Here is a 21,684-nt window from a genome sequence, read left to right as displayed (position 1 = left end):
AAATCCACGGATTTGCGGGTCTGCAGAACACGGCTCGTTCCGAGCTGTGCGGCGTCGGCGCGTTTAACTTGCGGCATGCCGTCGTGTACATAACGTAGGCACATGGAACACCCGATTCGGCCACCCGCGCGAAACCCGAAGTTCATTCACCTCAAGGTGCATTCGGCTTACTCGCTGCTCGAAGGCGCGCTTCCGATAACGAAGCTCGCCAAGCTCGCGACAGCGATGAATCTTCCCGCGCTCGGATTGACCGATACGAACAATCTGTTCGGCGCTCTCGAATTTTCCGAGAAGCTGTGGGGCGCGGGCGTTCAGCCGATTTCGGGCACGACGCTCGATATCGATTTTGGCGACAATCGAGACAACGGTACGGTTGTGCTCAAGGCGATGAGCAACGAACCGCGCGTGAAGCCGGCCGGTAAGATTGCGCTGCTCGCCATGAACGCCGAAGGCTTCGCCAACCTCATGCGCCTTTCGAAATCTTTGAATTTCGAACCGTCGGCGGATGAGCCTTTGCACGTCAAAATCGCGCGCCTGGAGGAACTGTCCGCGGGGCTCATCGCGCTCACCGGCGGCCCGCAAGGTCCGATTGATGCAGCCCTTCGTGACGGCCAGCACGAGCAGGCCGTCGAACGACTGAAGACGCTCGAGAAGATTTTCGGCGACCGGCTCTACGTTGAACTGCAACGCCACGGCCTTCCGGAAGAAGCCGAAGTCGAACCGCAGCTCATCGAACTCGCCTATGCGCGCAACCTGCCGATCGTTGCAACGAACGAATGCTATTTCGCGGTGCGCGGCGACTATGAAGCGCACGACGCGCTTCTTTGCATCGCGGACGGGCGCTACGTGGTCGAGGATAATCGCCGCCGTGCGAGCCCCGAGCACTATCTGAAAAGCGAAGACGAGATGGCGGCACTGTTCGCCGATCTCCCCGAGGCTTTGGCGAACACCGTCGAAATCGCCATCCGCTGCGCTTACCGGCCCGAGGGCCGCAAGCCGATCCTGCCGCGCTTCGTTGCCGCCGACGATAGTCTGAGCGAAATCGAGAACTTTCGCCTCGAAGCTGCGGAGCTGAAGCGGCAGGCGATCGAGGGCCTCAAAGTACGCCTTGAGGCACACGGTCCTGCGCAGGGCTTCACGGTCGAGGATTATGAGAAGCGCCTCGCCTACGAGGTGGACGTCATCACGCAGATGAAGTTCCCCGGCTACTTTCTGATCGTTGCCGACTTCATCAAATGGTCGAAAGCCAACGGCGTGCCGGTCGGACCGGGCCGCGGTTCGGGCGCGGGCTCGCTCGTCGCTTATGCGCTGACCATCACCGATCTCGATCCGCTTCGCTTCGGCTTGCTCTTCGAACGCTTTCTCAATCCCGAGCGCGTCTCGATGCCGGACTTCGACATCGACTTCTGCCAGGAAAAACGCGATCGCGTCATCGACTACGTGCAGAAGAAGTACGGTGACGATCGCGTCGCGCAGATTATCACGCACGGAAAGCTGCAGGCCCGCGCCGTGCTCCGCGACGTCGGTCGCGTGCTGCAAATGCCTTACGGTCAGGTCGACCGGCTCTGCAAGCTCGTACCGAACAACCCCGCTAATCCGGTGACGCTGCGCGAGGCGATCGACGGTGAGCCGAAGCTTCAGGAAGAGCGCGACAGCGAACCGATCGTCGCCCGGCTGCTCGAAATCGCCGAGAAGCTCGAAGGCCTGTATCGCCACGCCTCGACCCACGCCGCCGGCATGGTGATCGGCGACAGACCGCTCGAAGAGCTCGTTCCGCTCTATCGCGATCCGAAGTCCCACTTCCCGATCACCCAGTACAACTGGAAAATGGTCGAGGCGGCGGGCCTCGTGAAGTTCGACTTCCTCGGCCTCAAGACGCTGACGGTTCTCGCCAAGGCGCTCGAACTGATCAAGCGCGGCCGCGGCATCGATATCGATCTGGCGGCACTGCCGCTCGACGATAAACCGGCTTACGAGATGCTGGCCAAGGCCGATACGGCCGGCGTGTTCCAGCTCGAAAGTACGGGCATGCGTGAAAGCTTGAAGCGGCTGAAGCCCGACCGTTTCGAGGACATCATCGCCATGGTGGCGCTCTATCGCCCGGGCCCGATGGACAACATCCCGACCTACATCAACCGCAAGCACGGCGAAGAGCCTGTCGACTGCCTCCATCCGATGCTCGAAGGCATCCTGAAGGAGACGTACGGCGTCATCATCTATCAGGAGCAGGTCATTCAGATCGCTCAGGTGATGGGCGGCTACACGCTCGGACAAGCCGACTTGCTCCGCCGCGCCATGGGTAAGAAAGACAAGGCCGAGATGGCGAAGCAGCAAGCGCGCTTCGTCGAGGGCGCGCTCGCCAACGGCGTCAAGAAAGAAGACGCGATCTACATCTTCGAACTGGTCGATAAATTCGCGGGCTACGGCTTCAACAAATCGCACGCCGCCGCTTACGCGCTCGTCAGCTATCACACCGCCTATTTGAAGGCGAACTTCCGCGAGGAATTCTTTGCTGCCTCGATGACGCTCGATATGGGCAATACCGACAAGCTCGCGATGTTTGCGTCCGAAGCGCGAAAGTCCGGCATTAAGATGCTGCCCCCGTGCGTCAATCAATCGGGTGTCGATTTCGGTGTCGAGCCGCCGTCGGGCGATTCCAAATTCGGCGCTATCCGCTATTCGCTCGCGGCTTTGAAGAACATCGGCTCGGGCGCGGTCGAAACCATCGTCAGCGAGCGAACCGCCGGTGGACTCTATAGCGGCCTCGGCGACTTCGCGAGCCGTGTCGATGCCAAGGCTTTGAATAAGCGCGCCGTCGAAACAATGGCCAAAGCCGGAGCTTTCGATTCTCTGAATTCCAATCGCGCCCTCGTTGCAGCCAACGCCGACACCATCCTTGCGTCCGCTCAGCGCCGAACCGCCGACGCGGCGCAGGGCATCACGGATCTTTTTGGCTCGGGCGGCAAGCCCGCCGACCTGGTGCTCCGGGCGACGCCCGCCTGGACCAGCATGGAGAAGCTGTCGGCTGAATTCGAAGCCATCGGCTTCTATCTTTCCGGCCATCCCCTCGATCAGTACGACCGGGTGCTGGGGAAGCTCGGCGTGAAGCGGGTGAGCGAGTTCGAGGCGCTGGTGATGCGCGGAGCAAGCGCTGGGCGCCTTGCCGGTATCGTGATTGCGGCGCGCGAGCGGCGCTCCCAGAAAGGCAACAAGTTTGCGTTCGCCACATTCTCCGACGCGACCGGACAATTCGAAGCCATCATTTTCTCGGACACGCTGGCAGCGAGCCGCCATCTTCTCGAGCCAGGAACGCCCGTCATTGTTTCGGTCGAAGCCGAGCGTGATGGCGACACGATGAAACTGCGTGTGCAATCGATCGAAGAACTCGACAAGGCCGCGGCCGCCGTTCCGCGCAATCTGAAGCTTGTGCTTGATCGCCGGTCGGTTGTCGCAAAAGCTGCGCCGGTTTCAGATGTCGGAAAATATTTGAAGCCGAATGCGCGCGGTGGCGAAATTCGCATTGTGCTTGCGCTGGATGATCGCAATCGCGAAATGGAATTTGTCTTGCCCGGCAGATATGACGTTTCTCCCCGCGAATCACTTCGCATTGAAGCGCTGCCAATCGTGTCGGAAATCATTGAAATTTAAAACCAGCGGTTGCGGATTGGCTGTCTTGCTCCGGCCAATGAAGATTTTAATCGAATTAGCGACGGCTTTGTCCTCGGATAGGCGTTAAGGGACCAGACGTGAGAGACGCGTCTAGTTTCGATAGGAGCCTATCAATGAAAAAGAGCTTGATTGCTGCAGCGACCCTCGCAGCTATCACCCTCGGCCTTGCTGGCGGCGCTAACGCCGGCGTTGCCGGTGCCGGCCTGAAAGGCATCGGCGCGCACGCTGAAAAATCTGTCATCGAACAGGTCGATTACAGAAAAAAGCGGTACTACAAGCGGTATCACAAGCGGCATTACAATGCGCACCACCACAGGCACCACAAGAAGTGGGTCTGCCGCTACCGTCATGGTCACCGTCACTGCGCTTGGCGCTAAGCGCCCGCAACTCGACCGAAGGTAGCGCGCGAGCGCTGCCTTCTTCTGACCCAGTTTGCGTCCATAGCTCCGCTCCTTTGAGCTAGCCAAATAAGAGGCAAAACATGTCGAAATTCTACGCCGCCCTGGTCGCTGCTTTGCTGCTTGCCCCCGCTGCTTATGCCGCCGACCAGAAAATGGCCGCGCCCGATATCAAGAAGAACCTCGAAGCGACAGCATCCGACCCCGCGAAGCTCAAAGCCTATTGCTCGATGTCGAAAAAGATGGACGAGATCGGCGACGATGAGAAGAAGGCTGAAGCCGCTGGCGACGAAATCGACGGCTACTTCAAAACGCTTGGCGACGATTTCGAGAACGCCTGGGATGCAGGCCAGGACGCGGCCGACGGTTCTCCTGAAGCAAGCGCGATGGACGAGGCTGTCGCGTTGCTCGACGGCAAGTGCAAGTAACAGCCAAAACCTGAAGACGCAGCCGGTAGCGCAGCGAGCGATCTGCGCCGGCTGATAAAATGCCCTGACAAATCATGGACGCACTGCCATCCGCCCCACGTCGGCCGGTTGCAGTGCGTTCTGCTTTTCGGCCGCTTACAGGAGGGGAGGGTGGCTCGGTCCTCCCGCGCCGGATGCAAGGGCCGCCCAAATGATCCTCGTGGGTTGCGCATTCGGACAATCCCCCGTATATAGCCGCCATCTCACACGCGAGACGCTCGCGCAATGCGGATGAAAAGCCCCGCATCGCGCTCCGGTGGAGATTAGCTCAAGCCTCTGAAATGGCTGGCAAATCTCTTCTTAAGTCTCGCGGAGGTCTAACCGGAAAAGGGAACGATACGATGGCACTTCCTGCCTTCAACATGCGTCAGCTATTGGAAGCTGGCGTTCACTTCGGCCACCAGGCACACCGCTGGAACCCCAAGATGGCACCGTTCATCTATGGGTCGCGCAACAAAATCCACATTCTCGATCTGACGCAGACGGTGCCGCTGTTGCATCAGGCGCTGCTCAAGGTCTCCGACACGGTCGCCGGCGGCGGTCGCGTTCTTTTCGTCGCGACGAAGCGCCAGGCTTCCGATGGCATCGCCGACGCTGCAAAGCGCAGCGCCCAGTACTTCATCAACCACCGTTGGCTCGGCGGTACGCTGACCAACTGGAAGACCGTTTCGCAGTCGATCCGCCGTCTCCGCCAGCTCGATGAGATCCTGGCCGACCCGCAGGGCCGCACGAAGAAAGAAATCCTGAACCTCACGCGCGAACGCGACAAGCTCAACCAGTCGCTCGGCGGCATCAAGGACATGGGCGGCACGCCCGATCTCCTCGTTGTCATCGACACCAACAAGGAAGCGATCGCCATCCAGGAGGCGCGCAAGCTTGGTATCCCGATCGTCGCGATCGTCGACACCAACTGCGATCCGGACGGCGTTGACTATCCGGTTCCGGGCAACGACGACGCCGGCCGCGCAATCACCCTTTATTGCGATCTGATGGCTCGCGCAGCTCTTGACGGTCTCGAGCGTTCGCAAGGCGCATCTGGCGTCGACATCGGTGCATCCGAGACGCCGCCGGCAGAAGAGCTGCCGAAGGTCGTCTTCAAGGGCATCGAAGCGCCGCGCGGCGAAGCTGATGACCTCAAGCGGATCACGGGCATCAACCCGAAGATCGAGCAGCGCCTCAACGACGCCGGCGTCTACCACTTCTGGCAGATCGCCGACCTCACGCCCGACTACGTCGAGTCGCTCGACCGTCAGCTGAAGCTGAGGGGGCAGATCGCCAAGGAAGACTGGGTCGCTCAGGCCAAGAAGCTCGTTGAGGCAGCCACCGTCTAATTCCGGCGTTGGTGTCCGACATCGAACTGTCGTGCTGCTGAAGCGTGACTGTGAATGAACTGATATGAGGCGCCCATCGTGGCGCCTCGAACCTCATAGGTGAGAGAATGACGACGATCACCGCTGCAGATGTGAAGAAGCTGCGCGATATGACCGGCGCCGGCATGATGGATTGCAAAACGGCGCTGACCGAGACGAACGGCGATATCGAAGCCGCCGTCGATTGGCTGCGTAAGAAGGGCCTCTCGAAGGCCGCGAAGAAGTCCGGCCGCGTCGCCGCCGATGGCCTCATCGGCATCGTCGCGAAGGGCCGCGAGGGCGCCGTTGTCGAAGTGAACTCGGAGACGGACTTCGTTGCGCGTAACGAGCAGTTCCAGACGCTCGTCCGCGAGATCGCCGCGCTGGCTCCGGCCGCCAAGGGCGATCTCAAGGCGCTTTTGGCTGCAACTTATCCCGGCACCAAGAACAGCGTCGAAACGACGATCCAGGAAGCCGTCGCGACGATCGGCGAGAACATGACCGTTCGCCGGACGGCAGCGGTTGCCGTCAAGGAAGGCGTCGTCGCCGACTATGTCCATAACCGCGTGGCCGATGGCCTCGGCAAGATCGGCGTTCTCGTCGCTCTCGAAAGTGCCGGCGATGAGCCGACGCTGTTCGAATTGGCGCGCATGATCGCGATGCACGTCGCGGCCGCAAGCCCCGTCGCACTCGACATTTCCGAGGTGCCGGCCGACGTGATCGAGCGCGAGAAAGCCATTCTCGCCGACAAGAACCAGGGCAAGAAGCCGGACGTTCTCGAGAAGATCATCTCCGGCGGTATCAAGGCGTTCGCTAAGGAAAACTGCCTGCTCGAGCAGCAGTACATCCACGACACCACCAAGACGGTCGCACAGGCCGTCAAGGAAGCCGAGGGCAAGGCCGGTGCTCCGATCAAGGTCGCAGGCTTCGTCCGCTTCGCGCTCGGTGAAGGCATCGACAAGAAGGAAGAGGACTTCGGCGAGGAAGTCCGCAAGCTCGCAAGCGGCGGCTAAGCTCTTGCCGGGCCGAATGGCCCGGTTAGACGCTAGCTGGAATCGCTCTAGAGCGTTAGGTATCAGCCGGCCGGTCCTCGCGACCGGCCGTTTTTTGTGCCATCTCAGATTGTCGTGCCAAGGAAAGTGCCTATGGGAGTGACGCCGATGCGTGGAGCGCAGGGTCTCAAATACAAGCGGCTGCTGGTGAAGCTTTCCGGCGAAGCTCTGATGGGCGCGCAGCCCTATGGCATCGACATGGGCGTCGCCGACCGCTTGTCGAACGATATCGCGGCGGCCGTCGCTGAAGGCGCCGAGATCGCGATCGTCGTGGGCGGTGGCAACATCTTCCGCGGCCTCAGTGGTGCGGCCAAGGGGATGGACCGCGCGACGGCCGATTACATGGGCATGCTCGCCACCGTGATGAACGCGCTGGCCCTCCAGAATTCGCTGGATCATCGGGGCGTCCAGGCGCGCGTCCTCTCGGCAATTCCGATGCCGACGGTCTGCGAAAGCTATGTTCGCCCGAAGGCCCTGTCATACCTCGGCCGAGGCAACGTCGTCATATTTGCGGCAGGCACCGGAAACCCCTTTTTCACGACCGATACGGCGGCCGTTCTGCGCGGCATCGAGATGAACTGTAACGCGGTTCTGAAGGCCACTCAGGTCGACGGCGTATATTCGGCCGACCCGAAGAAGCACAAGGACGCAGTCCGCTACGACCAGCTGACTTATTCGGAGGTTTTGGCCAAGGATCTCAAAGTGATGGATGGTGCGGCCATTGCCCTTGCCCGGGATAATGGACTTCCGCTAATTGTGGTTTCAATCGACGAACCGGGAAACCTCTTGAAAGCTCTGCGCGGAGAAGCTCGCCAGACCCTTATCGAGGGAACCGGTTGAACGCCGCTGAAAACCCATCCTCGCGCCGCCTGGTTGACGGCAGCTGTGGTTTGAGGTTTCGCGCGCTGGGAGGAATAGGAAAATGGCATCGGCAGTTCACGACATTAAAGAAATCGAAACGCGCATGCGCGCCTCGATCGACGCGTTGAAGCGCGAGTTTTCAGGGCTTCGGACTGGGCGCGCCAGCGCCAACCTGCTCGACCCTGTCCAGGTGATGGTCTACGGCTCGCGGATGCCGCTCAATCAGGTCGCGACAGTCTCGGTGCCCGAGCCGCGAATGATTAGCGTTCAGGTCTGGGATCGCAGCAACGTCATGGCTGTCGATAAGGGCATCCGTGAAGCCAATCTCGGTCTCAATCCGATTGTTGACGGCCAGATTCTCCGCCTTCCGATCCCGGCGCTGACGGCCGACCGCCGCCAGGAATTGGTCAAGCTTGCGCACAAGTATGCCGAGCAGGGCAAGGTCTCGATCCGCAACGTCCGGCGCGAGGCAATGGACCTTCTGAAGAAACTTGAGAAAGACGGCAAAATGAGCCAGGACGACCATCGGGGTAATTCCGAAAAGGTCCAGGAGCTGACAGATCGCCTCATCAAGGAGATCGACGCTACGCTCGTCACAAAAGAAGCCGAAATTCAGAAGGTTTGATCTGCCGCCCCTTTTGGGCGCAGTAAGTCGTGTAAATGATTTTGAGATTTTGATCCCAGAGGCCATTCGACAGTGGCGCCAGCAGCGAAGCCTACCGACGATGGGTCCGGCATACTGGCCCCTCCGCGTCACGTCGCGATCATCATGGACGGAAACGGGCGGTGGGCGCGGGAGCGCGGGCTGCCGAGAGCGTTGGGCCATCGCCAAGGCGTCGAGGCCGTTCGCCGCGCCGTCCGTGCAGCGATCGAACTCAAAATCACTTACCTGACGATCTTCAGCTTCTCTTCCGAGAACTGGAACCGGCCGGTCGAAGAGGTCGACGATCTCATGGGGCTGATGAAGCGCTTCATCCGCCGCGATCTTGCCGAACTGCATGAGGCGGGCGTCTGCATTCGCGTCATCGGCCAGCGCCAGCACGTCGACAGCGAACTGACGACGTTGATCGATGAAGCCGTCGAGCTGACCCGCGGCAACGATGTTCTGACACTCGTCATCGCCTTCAATTACGGCTCGCGCACCGAGATCGCGGGAGCGGCGCGAAAGCTCGCCGAGCAAGTAGCGGCGGGCAAACTCGATCCCTCCGACATCACCGTCGAGCGGATCGCCAATGCGCTCGATACGTCCGGCATTCCCGATCCCGACCTGTTGATCCGGACGTCGGGCGAAATGCGCCTCTCCAACTTCCTGCTGTGGCAGACGGCGTATTCAGAATTTGTGTTTTTGGACTGCTATTGGCCGGATTTCGACAAGGCGGCGTTCGAAGTCGCCCTCGCAGAATTTCGCTCGCGCGAACGTCGCTTCGGCGGCTTGTCCAAACGCTCGACAGCTTGAGGGTTTGGAAAATGCCGGCCGATAATCCCGACAATCAACGGCCGTTTCTCGGAGGCGCGCTCGATTTCATCCCGTACGAGTTGAGGCTGCGCATCGCGTCGGGCGTCGCCATCGGCGTCGTCGCGTTCGCCATGCTCTACTGGAGTCCCGCCGCCTTCGCTGTGCTGACGTTTCTGATCGCGGCGGCGATGAGCTGGGAGTGGGGCCGCATCGTTCGAGGCGAAATGCCGGACCGCGCCCTCGTCGTCCACATCATCGCGGTTTTCATCGCGGCTGTCCTTGTGACCAACGATATGGCCGGCCTGAGCGTCCTGACGGCAGTCGTAGGCGCCGCCGTCGTCGCGGCCCTGGCGATAGGATCCGGCCGGGCGCGGCTCTCTGGCGCCGGCGTGATGTACACAGCGCTGCCGGTCGTTGCGCTCGTCTGGCTGAGATCGGACGAACCTTTGGGATTTCTCGCAACGCTATTCGTTTTGATCGCCGTCGCGGTGACGGATATCGCAGCCTACGTCTCGGGGCGGACGATCGGCGGACCGAAGCTCTGGCCGGAGATTTCTCCGAACAAGACCTGGTCGGGCCTTCTGGGCGGCATCACCGCCGCTGGCTTTGCTGGCCTGCTTTTTTCGTTTTTCACCGGTTCCGGCACGCCGCTTTGGCTCGCGGGCCTCGGTCTTGCCACAGGATTGGTGGCCCAGTGCGGTGATTTGGCGGAATCGGCCTTGAAGCGGCACTTCGGATTGAAGGACTCCGGCGGCTTGATACCTGGCCACGGCGGGTTCATGGATCGCATGGACGGCATCGTGACCGCGAGCGTCCTGGCGGCCCTGATCGGCCTTGCGATTGATGCCTATGCGCCGGCGCGCGCTCTTCTTTACGGGTCATAAGCGAATGGCAGTGACAACGAGCGTTCCCTACCGGTTGCCTGAGAAAGCGTCAGCGGCTCGACTTGGTTCGGCCGCCGCGTCAGGGGTTATGCGGCTAACCGTTCTCGGCGCCACAGGGTCCGTCGGGAAGAGCACGCTCGATCTCGTCGGCCGCACGCCGGAGCGCTTCGAGATCGTCGCTCTGACCGCGCAATCGAACGCCCAGGAACTGGCGGACCTCGCGCGCCTTCACAAAGCCAAGCTCGCTGTCATCGGCGACGAAAGCCGCTTGGGCGAGCTCAGGGAGGCACTCGCGGGAACCGGCATTCGGACAGCGGGCGGCGCCTCGGCGCTCGTGGAAGCGGCTCTGGAGCCAGCCGATTGCGTAATGGCGGCAATCGTCGGCGCGGCCGGGCTGCGGCCGACATTTGCAGCCGCGTCCCAGGGCTCCCGCGTCGCACTCGCTAACAAGGAATGTCTCGTCTCCGCCGGCCACGTCTTCACCTCCGCGGTCGCGCGCTCCGGCGCTGAGCTTTTGCCCGTCGACAGCGAACATTCTGCAGCCTTCCAGGCATTGGCGGGAGCCGACCCGGATTCGATCGAGAAGATCGTTCTGACGGCGTCGGGCGGCCCTTTTCGCAACTGGACCCACGAACAGATAGCGACGGCAACGCCCGAGCAGGCTTTGAAGCATCCCAACTGGTCGATGGGCGCGAAAATCACCATCGACAGCGCCAGCCTGATGAACAAGGGCCTTGAGCTGATCGAGGCATTTCACCTCTTCCCCGTCTCGGTCGATGCGCTCGATTGCATCGTACACCCCCAATCGATCGTTCATTGCCTTGTGAGCTACGTCGACGGATCGGTGCTGGCCCAGTTGGCCGCGCCAGACATGCGCACCCCCATCGCCGTCGCACTCGCATGGCCCGACCGCATGATCGCGCCGACCGAAAAGCTTGATCTCGCCCGTCTCGCGACGTTGACGTTCGAGCCACCCGATGAAACCCGTTTTCCGGCCCTTCGCGTCGCCCGCGCAGCGATGCGGCGAGGCGACACGGCCCCCGCGGTACTGAATGCCGCAAACGAGATCGCCGTTAAGGCTTTCCTCGACCGCCGGATCAAGTTTTTGGACATCGCCGCCCTGGTCGAAGACACGCTCGATGCGGCAGAGCGTCAGGGTGCCATTTGCCCAGCAGAAACACTGGACGATATACTGGCCGTGGATGAGCTCGCTCGCTATCTCTCGGAAGACAAACTCAGTGGCTATTAGGACGGCTCGCGCTTAGGGTCGGGTTTTCCGCTGTTCGAACCAGCACTCAAGGGATTTTCAAATGGAATTTTTGTCGTCGCTCGCCGGTGGGATTTGGCAATACGGGATCATGTTCCTCCTGGTGCTGACGCTCGTCGTTTTCATCCACGAGCTTGGGCATTTTCTGGTGGCGCGCTGGTGCGGCGTCACTGTCAAAACCTTCTCGATCGGTTTCGGGCCTGAAATCTTTGGGTTTTTCGACAAGCACGGAACGCGCTGGCGCTTCGCGTGGATTCCCCTCGGCGGCTACGTCAAGTTCATCGACGACGAAAACGCGTCGTCTTTCGGCGGCGAGAAGCAACTGAAACCGGCCGAGCGGGCAGGGGCTTTTCACTCGAAATCCGTCGGTGCACGTGCCGCTGTCGTCGCGGCCGGACCGATCGCCAACTTCCTCTTGGCCATTGTGCTCTATTCGGCAATCAACGCCACGGTCGGCATCCGCATTTTGCCTCCGCTCGTTGATGCCGTCGTCGCCAATTCTCCGGCCGAGCGGGCAGGCTTCAAGTCGGGCGACACGATCCTCGCGATCGACGGCACCAAAATCGACAAGTTCGACGACCTCCAGCGCATCGTGGGCTCCAGCGCCGGCGAAGAGCTGAAGTTTACGGTGCAACGCGGCAGCGACACGATTACGCTCAATGCGACGCCAAACGTGGACGAGCAAAAAGATGCGATGGGCCGGACGTTTAGGCGTGGCCTTATCGGCATTCAGCGCGCGATTTCCCCGGACAAGGTCAAGACGGTCCAGGTCAGCCTGCCGGAAGCGGTAGCGCTCGGCGTTTCCGAAACCTATGGCAATTTAACGCAGACGCTCGCCGGGCTGCGGGACATCGTCACGCGGCGCCAGTCGGCCGAGCAAATGGGCGGTCCGATCATGATGGCCGAGGTGACTGCCAAGGTCGCCGAGCTTGGCATTGAGCCGATGCTGCGATGGATCGCCTTCATCTCGGCAAACATTGGTTTTCTGAACCTGCTGCCGGTTCCCGTTCTCGACGGTGGTCACCTTATGTTCTACGCCTTCGAAGCGATCCGCAGAAAGCCCGCCAGCGAGCGCCTTCAGCAGATGGGTTTCCAGGTCGGTTTGGCGCTGCTGATGATGTTGATGGTTTTCGTCAATTTCAACGACATTTTGAACGTTTGGCGACGTTTGGTCGGCACCGGTTGAACGCCTGCAGATTCCCTGTAGAGTGACGTAAACTTACCACTTTCCGGAGGCTTTCTGAATCGTTAAAAGCGGTATGGTGCGCAGCATGTTAAGTCTTCGAATCGGGGGGCCGAGTTGAAGTCTTTGATGGGCTGCGGTGGGACCTAAGAGCCTTAACGACCATAAGAAACGAACGACAAGAACAAGAAAAACTCGAAAAACAACACTACGCATGAGTGTGACGCTGCCGCCGACAGCGCGCATGTGAAATTGGGGGTCGGCGGCACACGGGGGCTATTCCGCGTATGCAGAAATTTAAGATCATCTTGGCGGGACTGCGCCTTGTTTTGGCGCTTCTAGTCCTCTCGCCGGTGGTCGCCATGGGTGACGCCGCCTGGATTTCAGGTGCTGCGTCCGCCCAAAGCGTGATCAAGAACATCGAGGTCGTCGGGAATCGGCGCGTCGAGCCTGAAACGGTGCGCTCGTACCTGCAATTCAGTGCAGGCGACGCATACAACGCCTCGAAGATCGACGCGTCGATCAAAGCCCTGTTCGGGACCGGCCTCTTCGCCGACGTCTCGATGGACTACAAGGGCTCGACCGTCGTTATCACGGTCAAAGAAAATCCGGTCATCAATCAGGTTGCCTTCGAAGGCAACAGCGAGGTCGACACCGCGACCTTGACTGGTGAAGTCCAGCTGAAGCCGCGCTCCGTCTTCACCCGCGCCAAGGCGCAGGGCGACGTGCAGCGTATTCTGGACGTCTACCGCAGGCAGGGCCGCTTCGCTGCCAGCGTCGAGCCGAAAATCATTCAGCTCGAGCAAGACCGCGTGAACCTCGTCTTCGAAATCGACGAAGGCAACGCGACCAAGGTCAAGGGCATCAACTTCGTGGGCAACCACGCGTTCTCCGATAGCCAGCTGCGCGACATCATCTCGACGACGCAGGTCGGCTGGTTCGACTTCCTGAAGGGCACTTCGGTCTACGATCCTGACCGCATGAATCTCGATCGCGAGCTCGTCCGTCAGTACTATCTCAAGAACGGCTATCCCGACGCGACCGTCACGGCCGCTAATGCTGAGATCGATCCAGATGGTTCGGGCTTCCTGATCACGTTCGCGATCGACGAAGGCCAGCCATATACCTTCGGCGCGATCAACGTCGAAAGCTCTTTGCCCGACATCGACGGCAGCTCGCTTACGGGTGACCTGCTGACGCAAGCCGGCGCCGTCTACGACGCCTCGCAGATCGACAAGACGTCCGAGAGGTTGACGCTCAACATCGCGGACAAGGGCTATGCCTTTGCGCGTGTTCGTCCTCGCCCGATCCCGGATGCCGCGAGCCGCACGATCGCGATCACCTACGTTGTCGACGAAGGTCCGCGAGTTTACATCGAGCGCATCAACGTCATCGGCAACTCGCGCACCAAAGACTTCGTCATCCGTCGCGAATTCCGTTTGGCTGAAGGCGACGCCTTCAACAGCCTCATGGTCGACCGCGCGAAGAAGCGATTGCAGTCGCTCGGCTTGTTCAAGAACGTCGACGTCAAGCGGCGTCCCGGATCGGCACCCGATCGCGTCGTTCTCGATGTGGTTGTCGAAGAGCAGTCGACAGGCGAACTCTCGTTCGGCGCCGGTTACTCCACGAGTGAAGGCGTGATCGGCGACGTGTCGATCACCGAGCGCAACCTGTTCGGCAACGGCCAGTTCGTTCGACTGAAACTCGCAGGCTCCTTCGAGCGTATGCAGGCGGACTTCTCGTTCACCGAGCCGCGCTTCCTCGACCGCAACCTGTCGGCAGGCTTCGACCTCTTCTATAAACAGCTCGACTACACCCAGCAGTCCGGCTTCCAGCAGAAGAAGATGGGCGGTCAGGTTCGTCTCGGCTTCCCGATCGCCGAAAACCTCTGGATGCAGACGGCGTACTCGATCTCGCGTGACGAAATCTTCGACGTGCAGAACAATGCCTCACTTGCGATCAAGGAAGCTTGCGGTGCCGCCGATCTCACACCTAATAGCCCTCCTAACTGCCGCGACAGTGGTTACTGGACGTCGCTGGTCGGCACCACGATCAGCTACGACAAGCGCAACAATGGAGCGAACCCGACGCGCGGCTATTATATCGAGGTCGCCAACGACTTCGCTGGCCTCGGTGGCGACGCTCAGTACTGGCGCGTCAATGCGGAAGGTCGCTTCTACTACCCGATCACCGAAAAGATCACCTTCGTCGGCCGCGCGATAGGCGGCGTGGTTCAGGGTTGGGGTGGCGAGGATGTTCGACTGCTCGACGCTTACTTCAAAGGCGGCGAGACGATCCGCGGCTTCGACCGGTCGGGCTACGGTCCGCGCGACTTGAGTTCACAAAACAAAGACGCGCTTGGCGGCCAGAAGTACTGGGGTGCGACTGCCGAAGTCCGCTTCCCGATCCCCTACGTTCCTGACGATCTCGGCATCAGCGCCGCGGTCTTCGCTGACGCAGGTTCGCTGTGGGATGCGACAGGCGGTGCCAAGAAGGCCCTCGGCACTGATCCCAACATCCTTGGAGACAGCGACTCCGTCCGTTCGTCGGTTGGCGGCAGCTTGATGTGGAACTCGCCTGTCGGCCCGTTGCGCATGGACTTCGCGAAGGTCCTGACGAAGCAGGCTTACGACGAGACGCAGTTCTTCCGCTTCGGCGCCCAGACGAAGTTCTAACGTCTGAGCCTAACGGCCGAGCGACTTGAGTTTTGAAGAGCGGCGTCAAAAGCGCCGCTCTTTTTCATTGAGTTATCACCTACTTGAACTGGCTATTTGCCTGAGGGTCTTGCCAACATCCCTCGCGTCGTTCATTCAACGCTTCCAAAATTGACAGATCTGAAACAAAAGCGGACCGGAGGCGGCGTTATGGAGCATCCCGGATTCTTTGAACGTGCCGGGCCGTATGCACTCTCGGAAGTCGCAACGGCTGCAGGCGCGGAAATCGCGAACGGCGCGGACCCGGCGGTCAAGATCGATGACGTGCGCCCGCTTTTCGAAGCAGGCCCGAGCCATATCTCCTTCATCGACAACAAGAAATATCTGACCCAGCTCGACGCGACGAAGGCCGGTGCCTGTCTCGTCATTCCGGCGATCGCGGACCGCGTTCCGGCCGGAACGACGGCGCTCATCACCAAGCAGCCCTATCACGGCTTTGCCCGCGCCCTGGCGCTGTTCTATCCGGCCGCCATGCAGCCGATGGTGGCGACCGCCGGCGCACCGCCGGTCGATCCGACGGCGGTCCTCGAAGCAGGCGTAATGATCGAGCCTGGGGCCGTTATCGGCCGTGAGGCTCAGATCGGGGCCGGAACGCGCATCGCGGCTGGCGCGGTCATTGGGGCGCGCGTCACAATCGGGCGTGATTGCTTCATCGGCCCGCTGGCGACCGTGACCCATGCGCTCGTCGGCGACCGGGTTATCATCCATTCCGGCGTCCGGATCGGCCAGGACGGCTTCGGCTTCGCCATGGGGCGCACGGGCCATCTCAAAGTGCCGCAGATCGGCCGGGTCATCATCCAGGACGACGTGGAAATTGGGGCAAATACAACCATAGACAGGGGTGCCCTTAAGGATACGATCATCGGCGAGGGCTCGAAAATTGATAATCTCGTCCAGATCGGGCACAACGTCATCATCGGTCGCCATTGCGTGATCGTATCGATGTGCGGCATCTCGGGCTCGACCGAACTTGGCGACTTCGTCGTCATGGGCGGCCAATCGGGAACTGTGGGCCACATCAAGATCGGAAGCGGCGCACAAGTCGGCGGGGCCTCGCACCCGACGCACGATGTGCCGCCGGGCGCCCGTTATTTCGGCACTCCGGCAAAGCCGCTGCGCGAATCCGCCCGTGAACAGGCCATGATCAAGCGGCTCGTCGCGCGCGATAAAGACAGCTATGAGGACGGTACGCCGGAGCCTGAAGAAGGCTGACGCCCGGCAGGCTCGATCGGTCGAGCATAATTTTTTTGGAGCACACGACGATGGAAGGCAAGGCAACGGCGGTCAAGACCCTGGGCACCGCGGATATCAACCGGGTGATGAAGCTCCTGCCGCATCGCTATCCGTTCCTTCTGGTCGACCGGATGTACGATATGGATGCCGACGAGAGCTGCGTCGGCGTCAAGAACGTCACGATCAACGAGCCGTTCTTTCAAGGTCACTTCCCACAGTTTCCCGTGATGCCGGGCGTGCTCATCATCGAGGGCCTCGCGCAGACGGCAGGCGCGCTCTGCGTCTCGAACGTCGGCCACGACTACAAGGCCGAGCTCGTCTATTTCATGGGCATCGATAACGCCAAGTTCCGCAAACCCGTGCTCCCTGGCGACCAGCTCCACTACCACGTACGCAAGGTCCGCAATCGCGGCCGCGTGTGGCGCTTCAAGTGCGAAGCGAAGGTCAACGGCAAGACCGTGGCCGAGGCCGAAATCAGCGCCATGCTGGCAGACACCGCCGACGCGCGCGCATTTGCGAGCCAAAATGGCTGAAGTGGAAGTCCATCCGACGGCCGTCGTCGAAGACGGGGCAAAGATAGCCGCAGGCGTGAAGGTCGGGCCCTTCTGTGTCGTCGGCCGCGACGTCACGCTCGGCGAGCGCGTCGAGCTCGTGAGCCATGTCGTCGTCGCCGGAACGACGGAGATCGGCTCGGGCACGCGCATTTTCCCCTTCGCGTCGATCGGCCATCAGCCGCAGGATTTGAAATACAAAGGCGAGCCCTGCTCGCTGACTGTCGGGTCGGACTGCATCATTCGCGAAGGCGTGACGATGAACCCGGGCACCGCCGGCGGCGGCTCGGTGACGGTCGTCGGCGATGGCTGCGCATTTCTCGCCAACAGCCACGTCGGCCACGATTGCCACGTCGGCAACGGGGTGATCTTCTCGAACAACGTCATGCTCGCGGGCCATTGCAACGTCGGCGATTTCGCGATCATCGGCGGCGGGGCCGCAGTCATTCAGTACGCCCGCGTCGGCCATCACGCCTTCGTCGGCGGCATGTCGGGCCTCGAGAACGATCTCATTCCCTACGGCATGGCGCTCGGCAATCGCGCTTATCTTTCGGGCCTCAACATCGTTGGCCTGCAGCGGCGTGGCTTCTCCCGCAACGATATTCACGATCTTCGCCGCGCCTACCGGCTGCTGTTCGCCGCTGAAGGCACGCTGGTCGAGCGCATGGAAGACGTCGCCGAGGAGTTCGCGGGCCACGCCTCCGTGCAGGAAATCCTCGCGTTCATTCGCCAGGGCGGCAAGCGATCGCTGTGCACGCCGAAGAACGGCGAAGAGAGCTGAAACCGCCCATGGTCGATCCGATGAACCGCATCGGGATCATCGCTGGAGCAGGCTCGCTTCCTCTTGAAGTCGCCCAAAGTGTTACGCGCCGCGGCGGCGAGGTTCACATCGTCATGGTGGAGGGCGCCGCCGATCCGGCGCTCAGCGCGTTTCCACATACGGTCGTCAACTGGGCTCAGCCCGGACGCGCGATGGCGGCGTTCAGGCGGGCCGGCATCAGTGACGCGCTGCTGCTCGGCGGCTATCGCCGTCCTTCGTTTCTGACCGCGCGCCCCGATCTCGCTTTTCTGCGTCTCGCTCCGGCAGTGGTGAAGCTGTTGAAAGCGGGCGGCGACGACGCCGTACTGCGCGGGGTTCTCGCCCAATTCGAAGCGCTCGGTCTTCGCATCGTCGGCGTCGATGAAGTCGCGCCGGAGCTGCTCGTCGGCGACGGCAATCTGACCAAAACCTCCGCCTCGGCTGAAAACGCAGCTGACATCGCACGCGGCTTCGATCTCGTCGCCGCACTCGGCCGGTACGATATCGGCCAAGCGGTGGTGGTGAGCCGCGGCCGCATCGAGGCGATCGAAGGCGCCGAAGGTACTGACCGCATGCTGAAGCGCGTCGCCGAAGCGCGCCACGCGAGGGGCGATCGCGAACGTTACGGCGTTCTCGTCAAGCGTCCGAAGCCCGGCCAGGATCTTCGCGTCGATCTGCCGGCGATCGGACCGAATACGGTCGCCCAGGCCGATGCAGCCGGGCTTTGCGGCATCGCCGTCATGGCCGATCACGTCCTCACCGCCAACCGTTCTGAGATGATCGCGCTCGCCGATGAGAGAGGGTTGTTCGTCCAGGGCATACGGGCCGAGGAAACCAAGCCCGGCACCCGGGAAGCTCAGAAGCTCGGCGTCCGCGCCGCGGGCGAACATCCAATCAATCCTTCAGCCGAAGCCGATATCGCACGAGCGAGCGGCGTCTTATCGGCACTCACATCGTTCGGCGGCAGCTCGGCTGTCGTCATCGATGGCGGACGCATCCTCGCAGTCGGCGCCTCGGAAGAACCGACGACCGTCGTCGAACGCGTCCGAACGCTTCGCGGCACCAATACGCGACGCCGTGGCGTCTTGGTCGTCGGACCAGAGCACCAGCTCGATGAAGCACTGATCGGTGCAGCTCAACGCGCTCACCTGATCGGGCTCGCAATCACGGCGAACGGCTCCGGTCTCGGAAAATCTTCCCCAGTCATTCAGTTGGCAAACAGGTCCGCGATGTTCGTTGCCACTTCAAACCTCGGATCAGGACCGAAGCCATTGAAAATCTTTCTCGTGGCGGGTGAGCACTCGGGCGACGCGTTGGGCGCCAAGCTGATCGGCGCACTCGAGAAGCAGCATTCGGGTCCCATCGACTTCTCAGGCGTCGGCGGAGAGGAGATGGCGGAGCAGGGCGTCCGTTCACTCTTTCCCATCGAGGACGTGGCCGTCATGGGCCCGCTGTCCATATTGCCGAAGCTTCCGCGCATCCTGCGGCGCGTCTATCAGACCGTCGACGCGGCTGTCGCATTCGCGCCCGACGTCGTCGTCATCATCGACAGCCCTGAATTCACGCACCCGATTGCGAAGCGCATCAGGAAGCGCGCACCGAACATTCCGATCCTCGACTATGTCAGTCCCAGCGTCTGGGCTTGGCGGCCGGGACGCGCGAAGAAAATGCGCCCCTACGTGGATCATGTTTTGGCGCTGCTGCCGTTCGAGCCCGAAGCGCACGCGCGTCTCGGCGGCCCCGCGTGCACGTATGTCGGCCATCCGCTGATCGAGAAGCTCGATGATATCCAGAATGCCGATGCGAGCAGCCTCGCGTCGCGCCTCGGTATCGCGCAGGATCGCCCAGTTCTTCTCGTCTTGCCCGGAAGCCGGACATCGGAGGTCGAGCGGCTGATCGACGTGTTCGGCGGGGCCGTCGCGCGCGTCTCATCCGCCAAGGGCCCGATCGAGGTCGTCATCCCGGCCGTCCGCCACCTGCGAGACCGCATCGCCGCGAAGACGTCTACATGGACGCCGAAACCGCACATCATCGACGCGGACGATAAATACGCCGCCATGCGCCTCGCGCGCGCAGCGCTCGCGGCATCGGGCACCGTAACGCTCGAGCTTGCGCTCGCGGGCACGCCATCGGTCGTCGCCTACAAGGTCGACGCGATAATGTCGAACCTGCGATTCCTGTTGAAAGTGCCGAGCGTGGTTCTGGCCAACCTTGTGATCGGCAAGAACGTCTATCCCGAATATCTCCAGGAAGCGTGCACGGCCGAAAATCTGGCAAACGCTATCGAGCCGCTTCTGGGTGATACCGATGCCCGCTCGGCGCAACTCGATGGACTAAGCTTGGCGCCGGAAAAGCTTCGCCTCACCGCCTCGAGTCCGAGCGAGGCGGCAGCTAACGTCGTGCTTTCGGTTGTCGCGGGTCAGGCGGCCGGGAAATCCCGGCGCGGCGGCCCGATGTAGAGCTGGCGCGGGCGGCCGATGCGCTGCTCCGGATCTTCGATCATTTCCTTCCACTGCGCGATCCATCCGACCGTGCGCGCGACAGCGAACAGCACGGTGAACATATCGACCGGGAAGCCCATCGCCCTGAGCGTGATGCCGGAATAGAAGTCGATGTTCGGGTAGAGCTTCTTCTCGATGAAATATTCGTCCTGAAGCGCAATGCGCTCGAGCTCCATCGCGACCTTGAGCAGGGGATCGTCCCTGTGGCCGAGGGCATCGAGCACCTCGTGGCAGGTCTTCTGCATCACCTTGGCGCGCGGATCGTAGTTCTTGTAAACGCGATGGCCGAACCCCATGAGCCGGAAGCCGGACGTCTTGTCCTTCGCGCGCTTCACGAATTCAGGAACGCGATCGACCGTGCCGATCTCCTTCAGCATGTTCAGCGCAGCTTCGTTGGCGCCGCCGTGCGCGGGCCCCCAAAGGCAAGCGATGCCGGCCGAGATGCACGCGAAAGGATTGGCGCCGGAGGAGCCGGCCAGCCGCACCGTCGACGTCGAGGCGTTCTGCTCGTGATCGGCATGCAGGATGAAGATACGATCTAGTGCCCGCGAGATGGTCGGATTGACGACGTAGGGTTCGCACGGAACGGCGAAGCACATCTGCAGGAAATTGGATGTGTAGTCGAGATCGTTGCGCGGATAGATGAAGGGCTGGCCCATCGAATATTTGTAGGCCATTGCCGCCATCGTCGGCATCTTGGCGATCATGCGCTGGCTCGCGACTTCGCGCTGCGCCGGATCGTTGATGTCGGTCGAGTCGTGATAGAACGATGACAGCGCGCCGACCGTTCCGACCATGACCGCCATGGGATGCGCGTCACGCCGGTATCCGGTGAAGAACCGCGTCATCTGCTCGTGAACCATCGTGTGGTTCGTGATGGTCTTGCGGAAATTGATGAACTCGCCGTTCGTCGGCAGCTCGCCGTAGAGCAGCAGATAGCAGACCGCCAGGAAATTGGTATTTTCCGCGAGCTGATCGATCGGATAGCCGCGATAGAGCAGCTCGCCCTTATCGCCGTCGATGTAGGTGATCGAGCTTTTGCAATTCGCCGTCGAGGTGAAGCCGGGATCGTACGTGAAGCAGCCGGTGTCTTTGTAGAGATTGCCGACGTCGACGACGTCAGGGCCGATGGTACCGGAACGCACCGAGAGCTGAACCTGCTTGTTGTCGACCGTCAATGTCGCGCTGGGCTTGGTCGCGCCCTTTGAAGCTTTGTCGTGAATATTCATGATCGCCACCTTCGCCCCGGAAGACACCGCCGATGCCTGAAGTAACTATCGCCTTCCCCCGTCATATAGGT

General features: G+C 61.4%; 17 protein-coding genes. 16 read left to right on the top strand and 1 reads right to left on the bottom strand.

Annotation, left to right across the window (positions count from 1 at the left end):
• Positions 1–102: 102 nt before the first annotated feature.
• The 16 genes from dnaE to lpxB all read left to right on the top strand — a co-directional run bounded on the left by dnaE (position 103) and on the right by lpxB (position 20,342).
• The gene (gene dnaE, locus BM399_RS10055; protein WP_092867583.1) at positions 103–3,648 is read left to right on the top strand and encodes a DNA polymerase III subunit alpha; all 3,546 of its coding nucleotides are present in this window, start codon (positions 103–105) and stop codon (positions 3,646–3,648) included.
• 134 nt (positions 3,649–3,782) lie between these two features.
• Positions 3,783–4,046: a hypothetical protein gene (locus BM399_RS10050; RefSeq protein WP_092867582.1), complete on the top strand. Its 264-nt coding sequence runs from the start codon at positions 3,783–3,785 to the stop codon at positions 4,044–4,046.
• Positions 4,047–4,150: 104 nt separating this feature from the next.
• Positions 4,151–4,495, top strand: a complete 345-nt coding sequence (locus BM399_RS10045; RefSeq protein ID WP_092867581.1) for a hypothetical protein — start codon at positions 4,151–4,153, stop codon at positions 4,493–4,495.
• Between the two features lie 380 nt (positions 4,496–4,875).
• Positions 4,876–5,865, top strand: a complete 990-nt coding sequence (locus BM399_RS10040) for a 30S ribosomal protein S2 (protein WP_092868158.1) — start codon at positions 4,876–4,878, stop codon at positions 5,863–5,865.
• A 107-nt stretch (positions 5,866–5,972) separates the two neighbouring features.
• Positions 5,973–6,896: a translation elongation factor Ts gene (gene tsf, locus BM399_RS10035; protein ID WP_092867580.1), complete on the top strand. Its 924-nt coding sequence runs from the start codon at positions 5,973–5,975 to the stop codon at positions 6,894–6,896.
• 147 nt (positions 6,897–7,043) lie between these two features.
• Positions 7,044–7,775 carry a UMP kinase gene (gene pyrH / locus BM399_RS10030; RefSeq protein WP_092868157.1) on the top strand — a complete coding sequence of 244 codons (732 nt, stop codon included), beginning with the start codon at positions 7,044–7,046 and terminating at the stop codon, positions 7,773–7,775.
• An 82-nt stretch (positions 7,776–7,857) separates the two neighbouring features.
• Complete coding sequence (gene frr, locus BM399_RS10025; RefSeq protein ID WP_092867579.1) at positions 7,858–8,421, top strand: ribosome recycling factor; 564 nt, start codon at positions 7,858–7,860, stop codon at positions 8,419–8,421.
• Between the two features lie 72 nt (positions 8,422–8,493).
• The gene (locus BM399_RS10020) at positions 8,494–9,252 is read left to right on the top strand and encodes an isoprenyl transferase (protein ID WP_092867578.1); all 759 of its coding nucleotides are present in this window, start codon (positions 8,494–8,496) and stop codon (positions 9,250–9,252) included.
• A gap of 11 nt (positions 9,253–9,263) precedes the next feature.
• The gene (locus BM399_RS10015) at positions 9,264–10,136 is read left to right on the top strand and encodes a phosphatidate cytidylyltransferase (protein ID WP_092867577.1); all 873 of its coding nucleotides are present in this window, start codon (positions 9,264–9,266) and stop codon (positions 10,134–10,136) included.
• Between the two features lie 4 nt (positions 10,137–10,140).
• Positions 10,141–11,385 (top strand): 1-deoxy-D-xylulose-5-phosphate reductoisomerase, encoded by a 1,245-nt coding sequence (locus BM399_RS10010; RefSeq protein WP_092868156.1) that lies wholly within the window; start codon positions 10,141–10,143, stop codon positions 11,383–11,385.
• 61 nt (positions 11,386–11,446) lie between these two features.
• The gene (rseP, locus tag BM399_RS10005; RefSeq protein WP_092867576.1) at positions 11,447–12,589 is read left to right on the top strand and encodes an RIP metalloprotease RseP; all 1,143 of its coding nucleotides are present in this window, start codon (positions 11,447–11,449) and stop codon (positions 12,587–12,589) included.
• A 284-nt stretch (positions 12,590–12,873) separates the two neighbouring features.
• Positions 12,874–15,261, top strand: a complete 2,388-nt coding sequence (gene bamA, locus BM399_RS10000; protein ID WP_092867575.1) for an outer membrane protein assembly factor BamA — start codon at positions 12,874–12,876, stop codon at positions 15,259–15,261.
• Between the two features lie 189 nt (positions 15,262–15,450).
• A complete protein-coding gene (gene lpxD / locus BM399_RS09995; RefSeq protein WP_092868155.1) occupies positions 15,451–16,512 on the top strand; it encodes a UDP-3-O-(3-hydroxymyristoyl)glucosamine N-acyltransferase in 1,062 nt (353 codons plus the stop codon).
• Between the two features lie 50 nt (positions 16,513–16,562).
• Positions 16,563–17,066 (top strand): 3-hydroxyacyl-ACP dehydratase FabZ, encoded by a 504-nt coding sequence (fabZ, locus tag BM399_RS09990; RefSeq protein ID WP_045835644.1) that lies wholly within the window; start codon positions 16,563–16,565, stop codon positions 17,064–17,066.
• Entirely contained in the window at positions 17,059–17,865 is an 807-nt protein-coding gene (gene lpxA, locus BM399_RS09985; RefSeq protein ID WP_092867574.1) for an acyl-ACP--UDP-N-acetylglucosamine O-acyltransferase, read from the top strand. The genes fabZ and lpxA overlap by 8 nt, the downstream gene beginning before the upstream one ends.
• Before the next feature lie 8 nt (positions 17,866–17,873).
• Positions 17,874–20,342, top strand: coding sequence for a lipid-A-disaccharide synthase (gene lpxB / locus BM399_RS21545; RefSeq protein WP_342028746.1), 2,469 nt, complete (start codon positions 17,874–17,876; stop codon positions 20,340–20,342).
• On the opposite strand, the gene gltA is transcribed toward lpxB, so the two are convergent.
• Positions 20,303–21,613 (bottom strand): citrate synthase, encoded by a 1,311-nt coding sequence (gene gltA / locus BM399_RS09975; protein WP_092868154.1) that lies wholly within the window; start codon positions 21,611–21,613, stop codon positions 20,303–20,305. The genes lpxB and gltA overlap by 40 nt on opposite strands.
• Positions 21,614–21,684 lie beyond the last annotated feature (71 nt).

It is taken from the genome of Hyphomicrobium facile, from assembly GCF_900116175.1.
Taxonomy (GTDB): domain Bacteria; phylum Pseudomonadota; class Alphaproteobacteria; order Rhizobiales; family Hyphomicrobiaceae; genus Hyphomicrobium_B; species Hyphomicrobium_B facile.
Note: the sequence above shows the minus strand (reverse complement) of the source record. Positions and strands in the feature narration are given on the sequence as shown.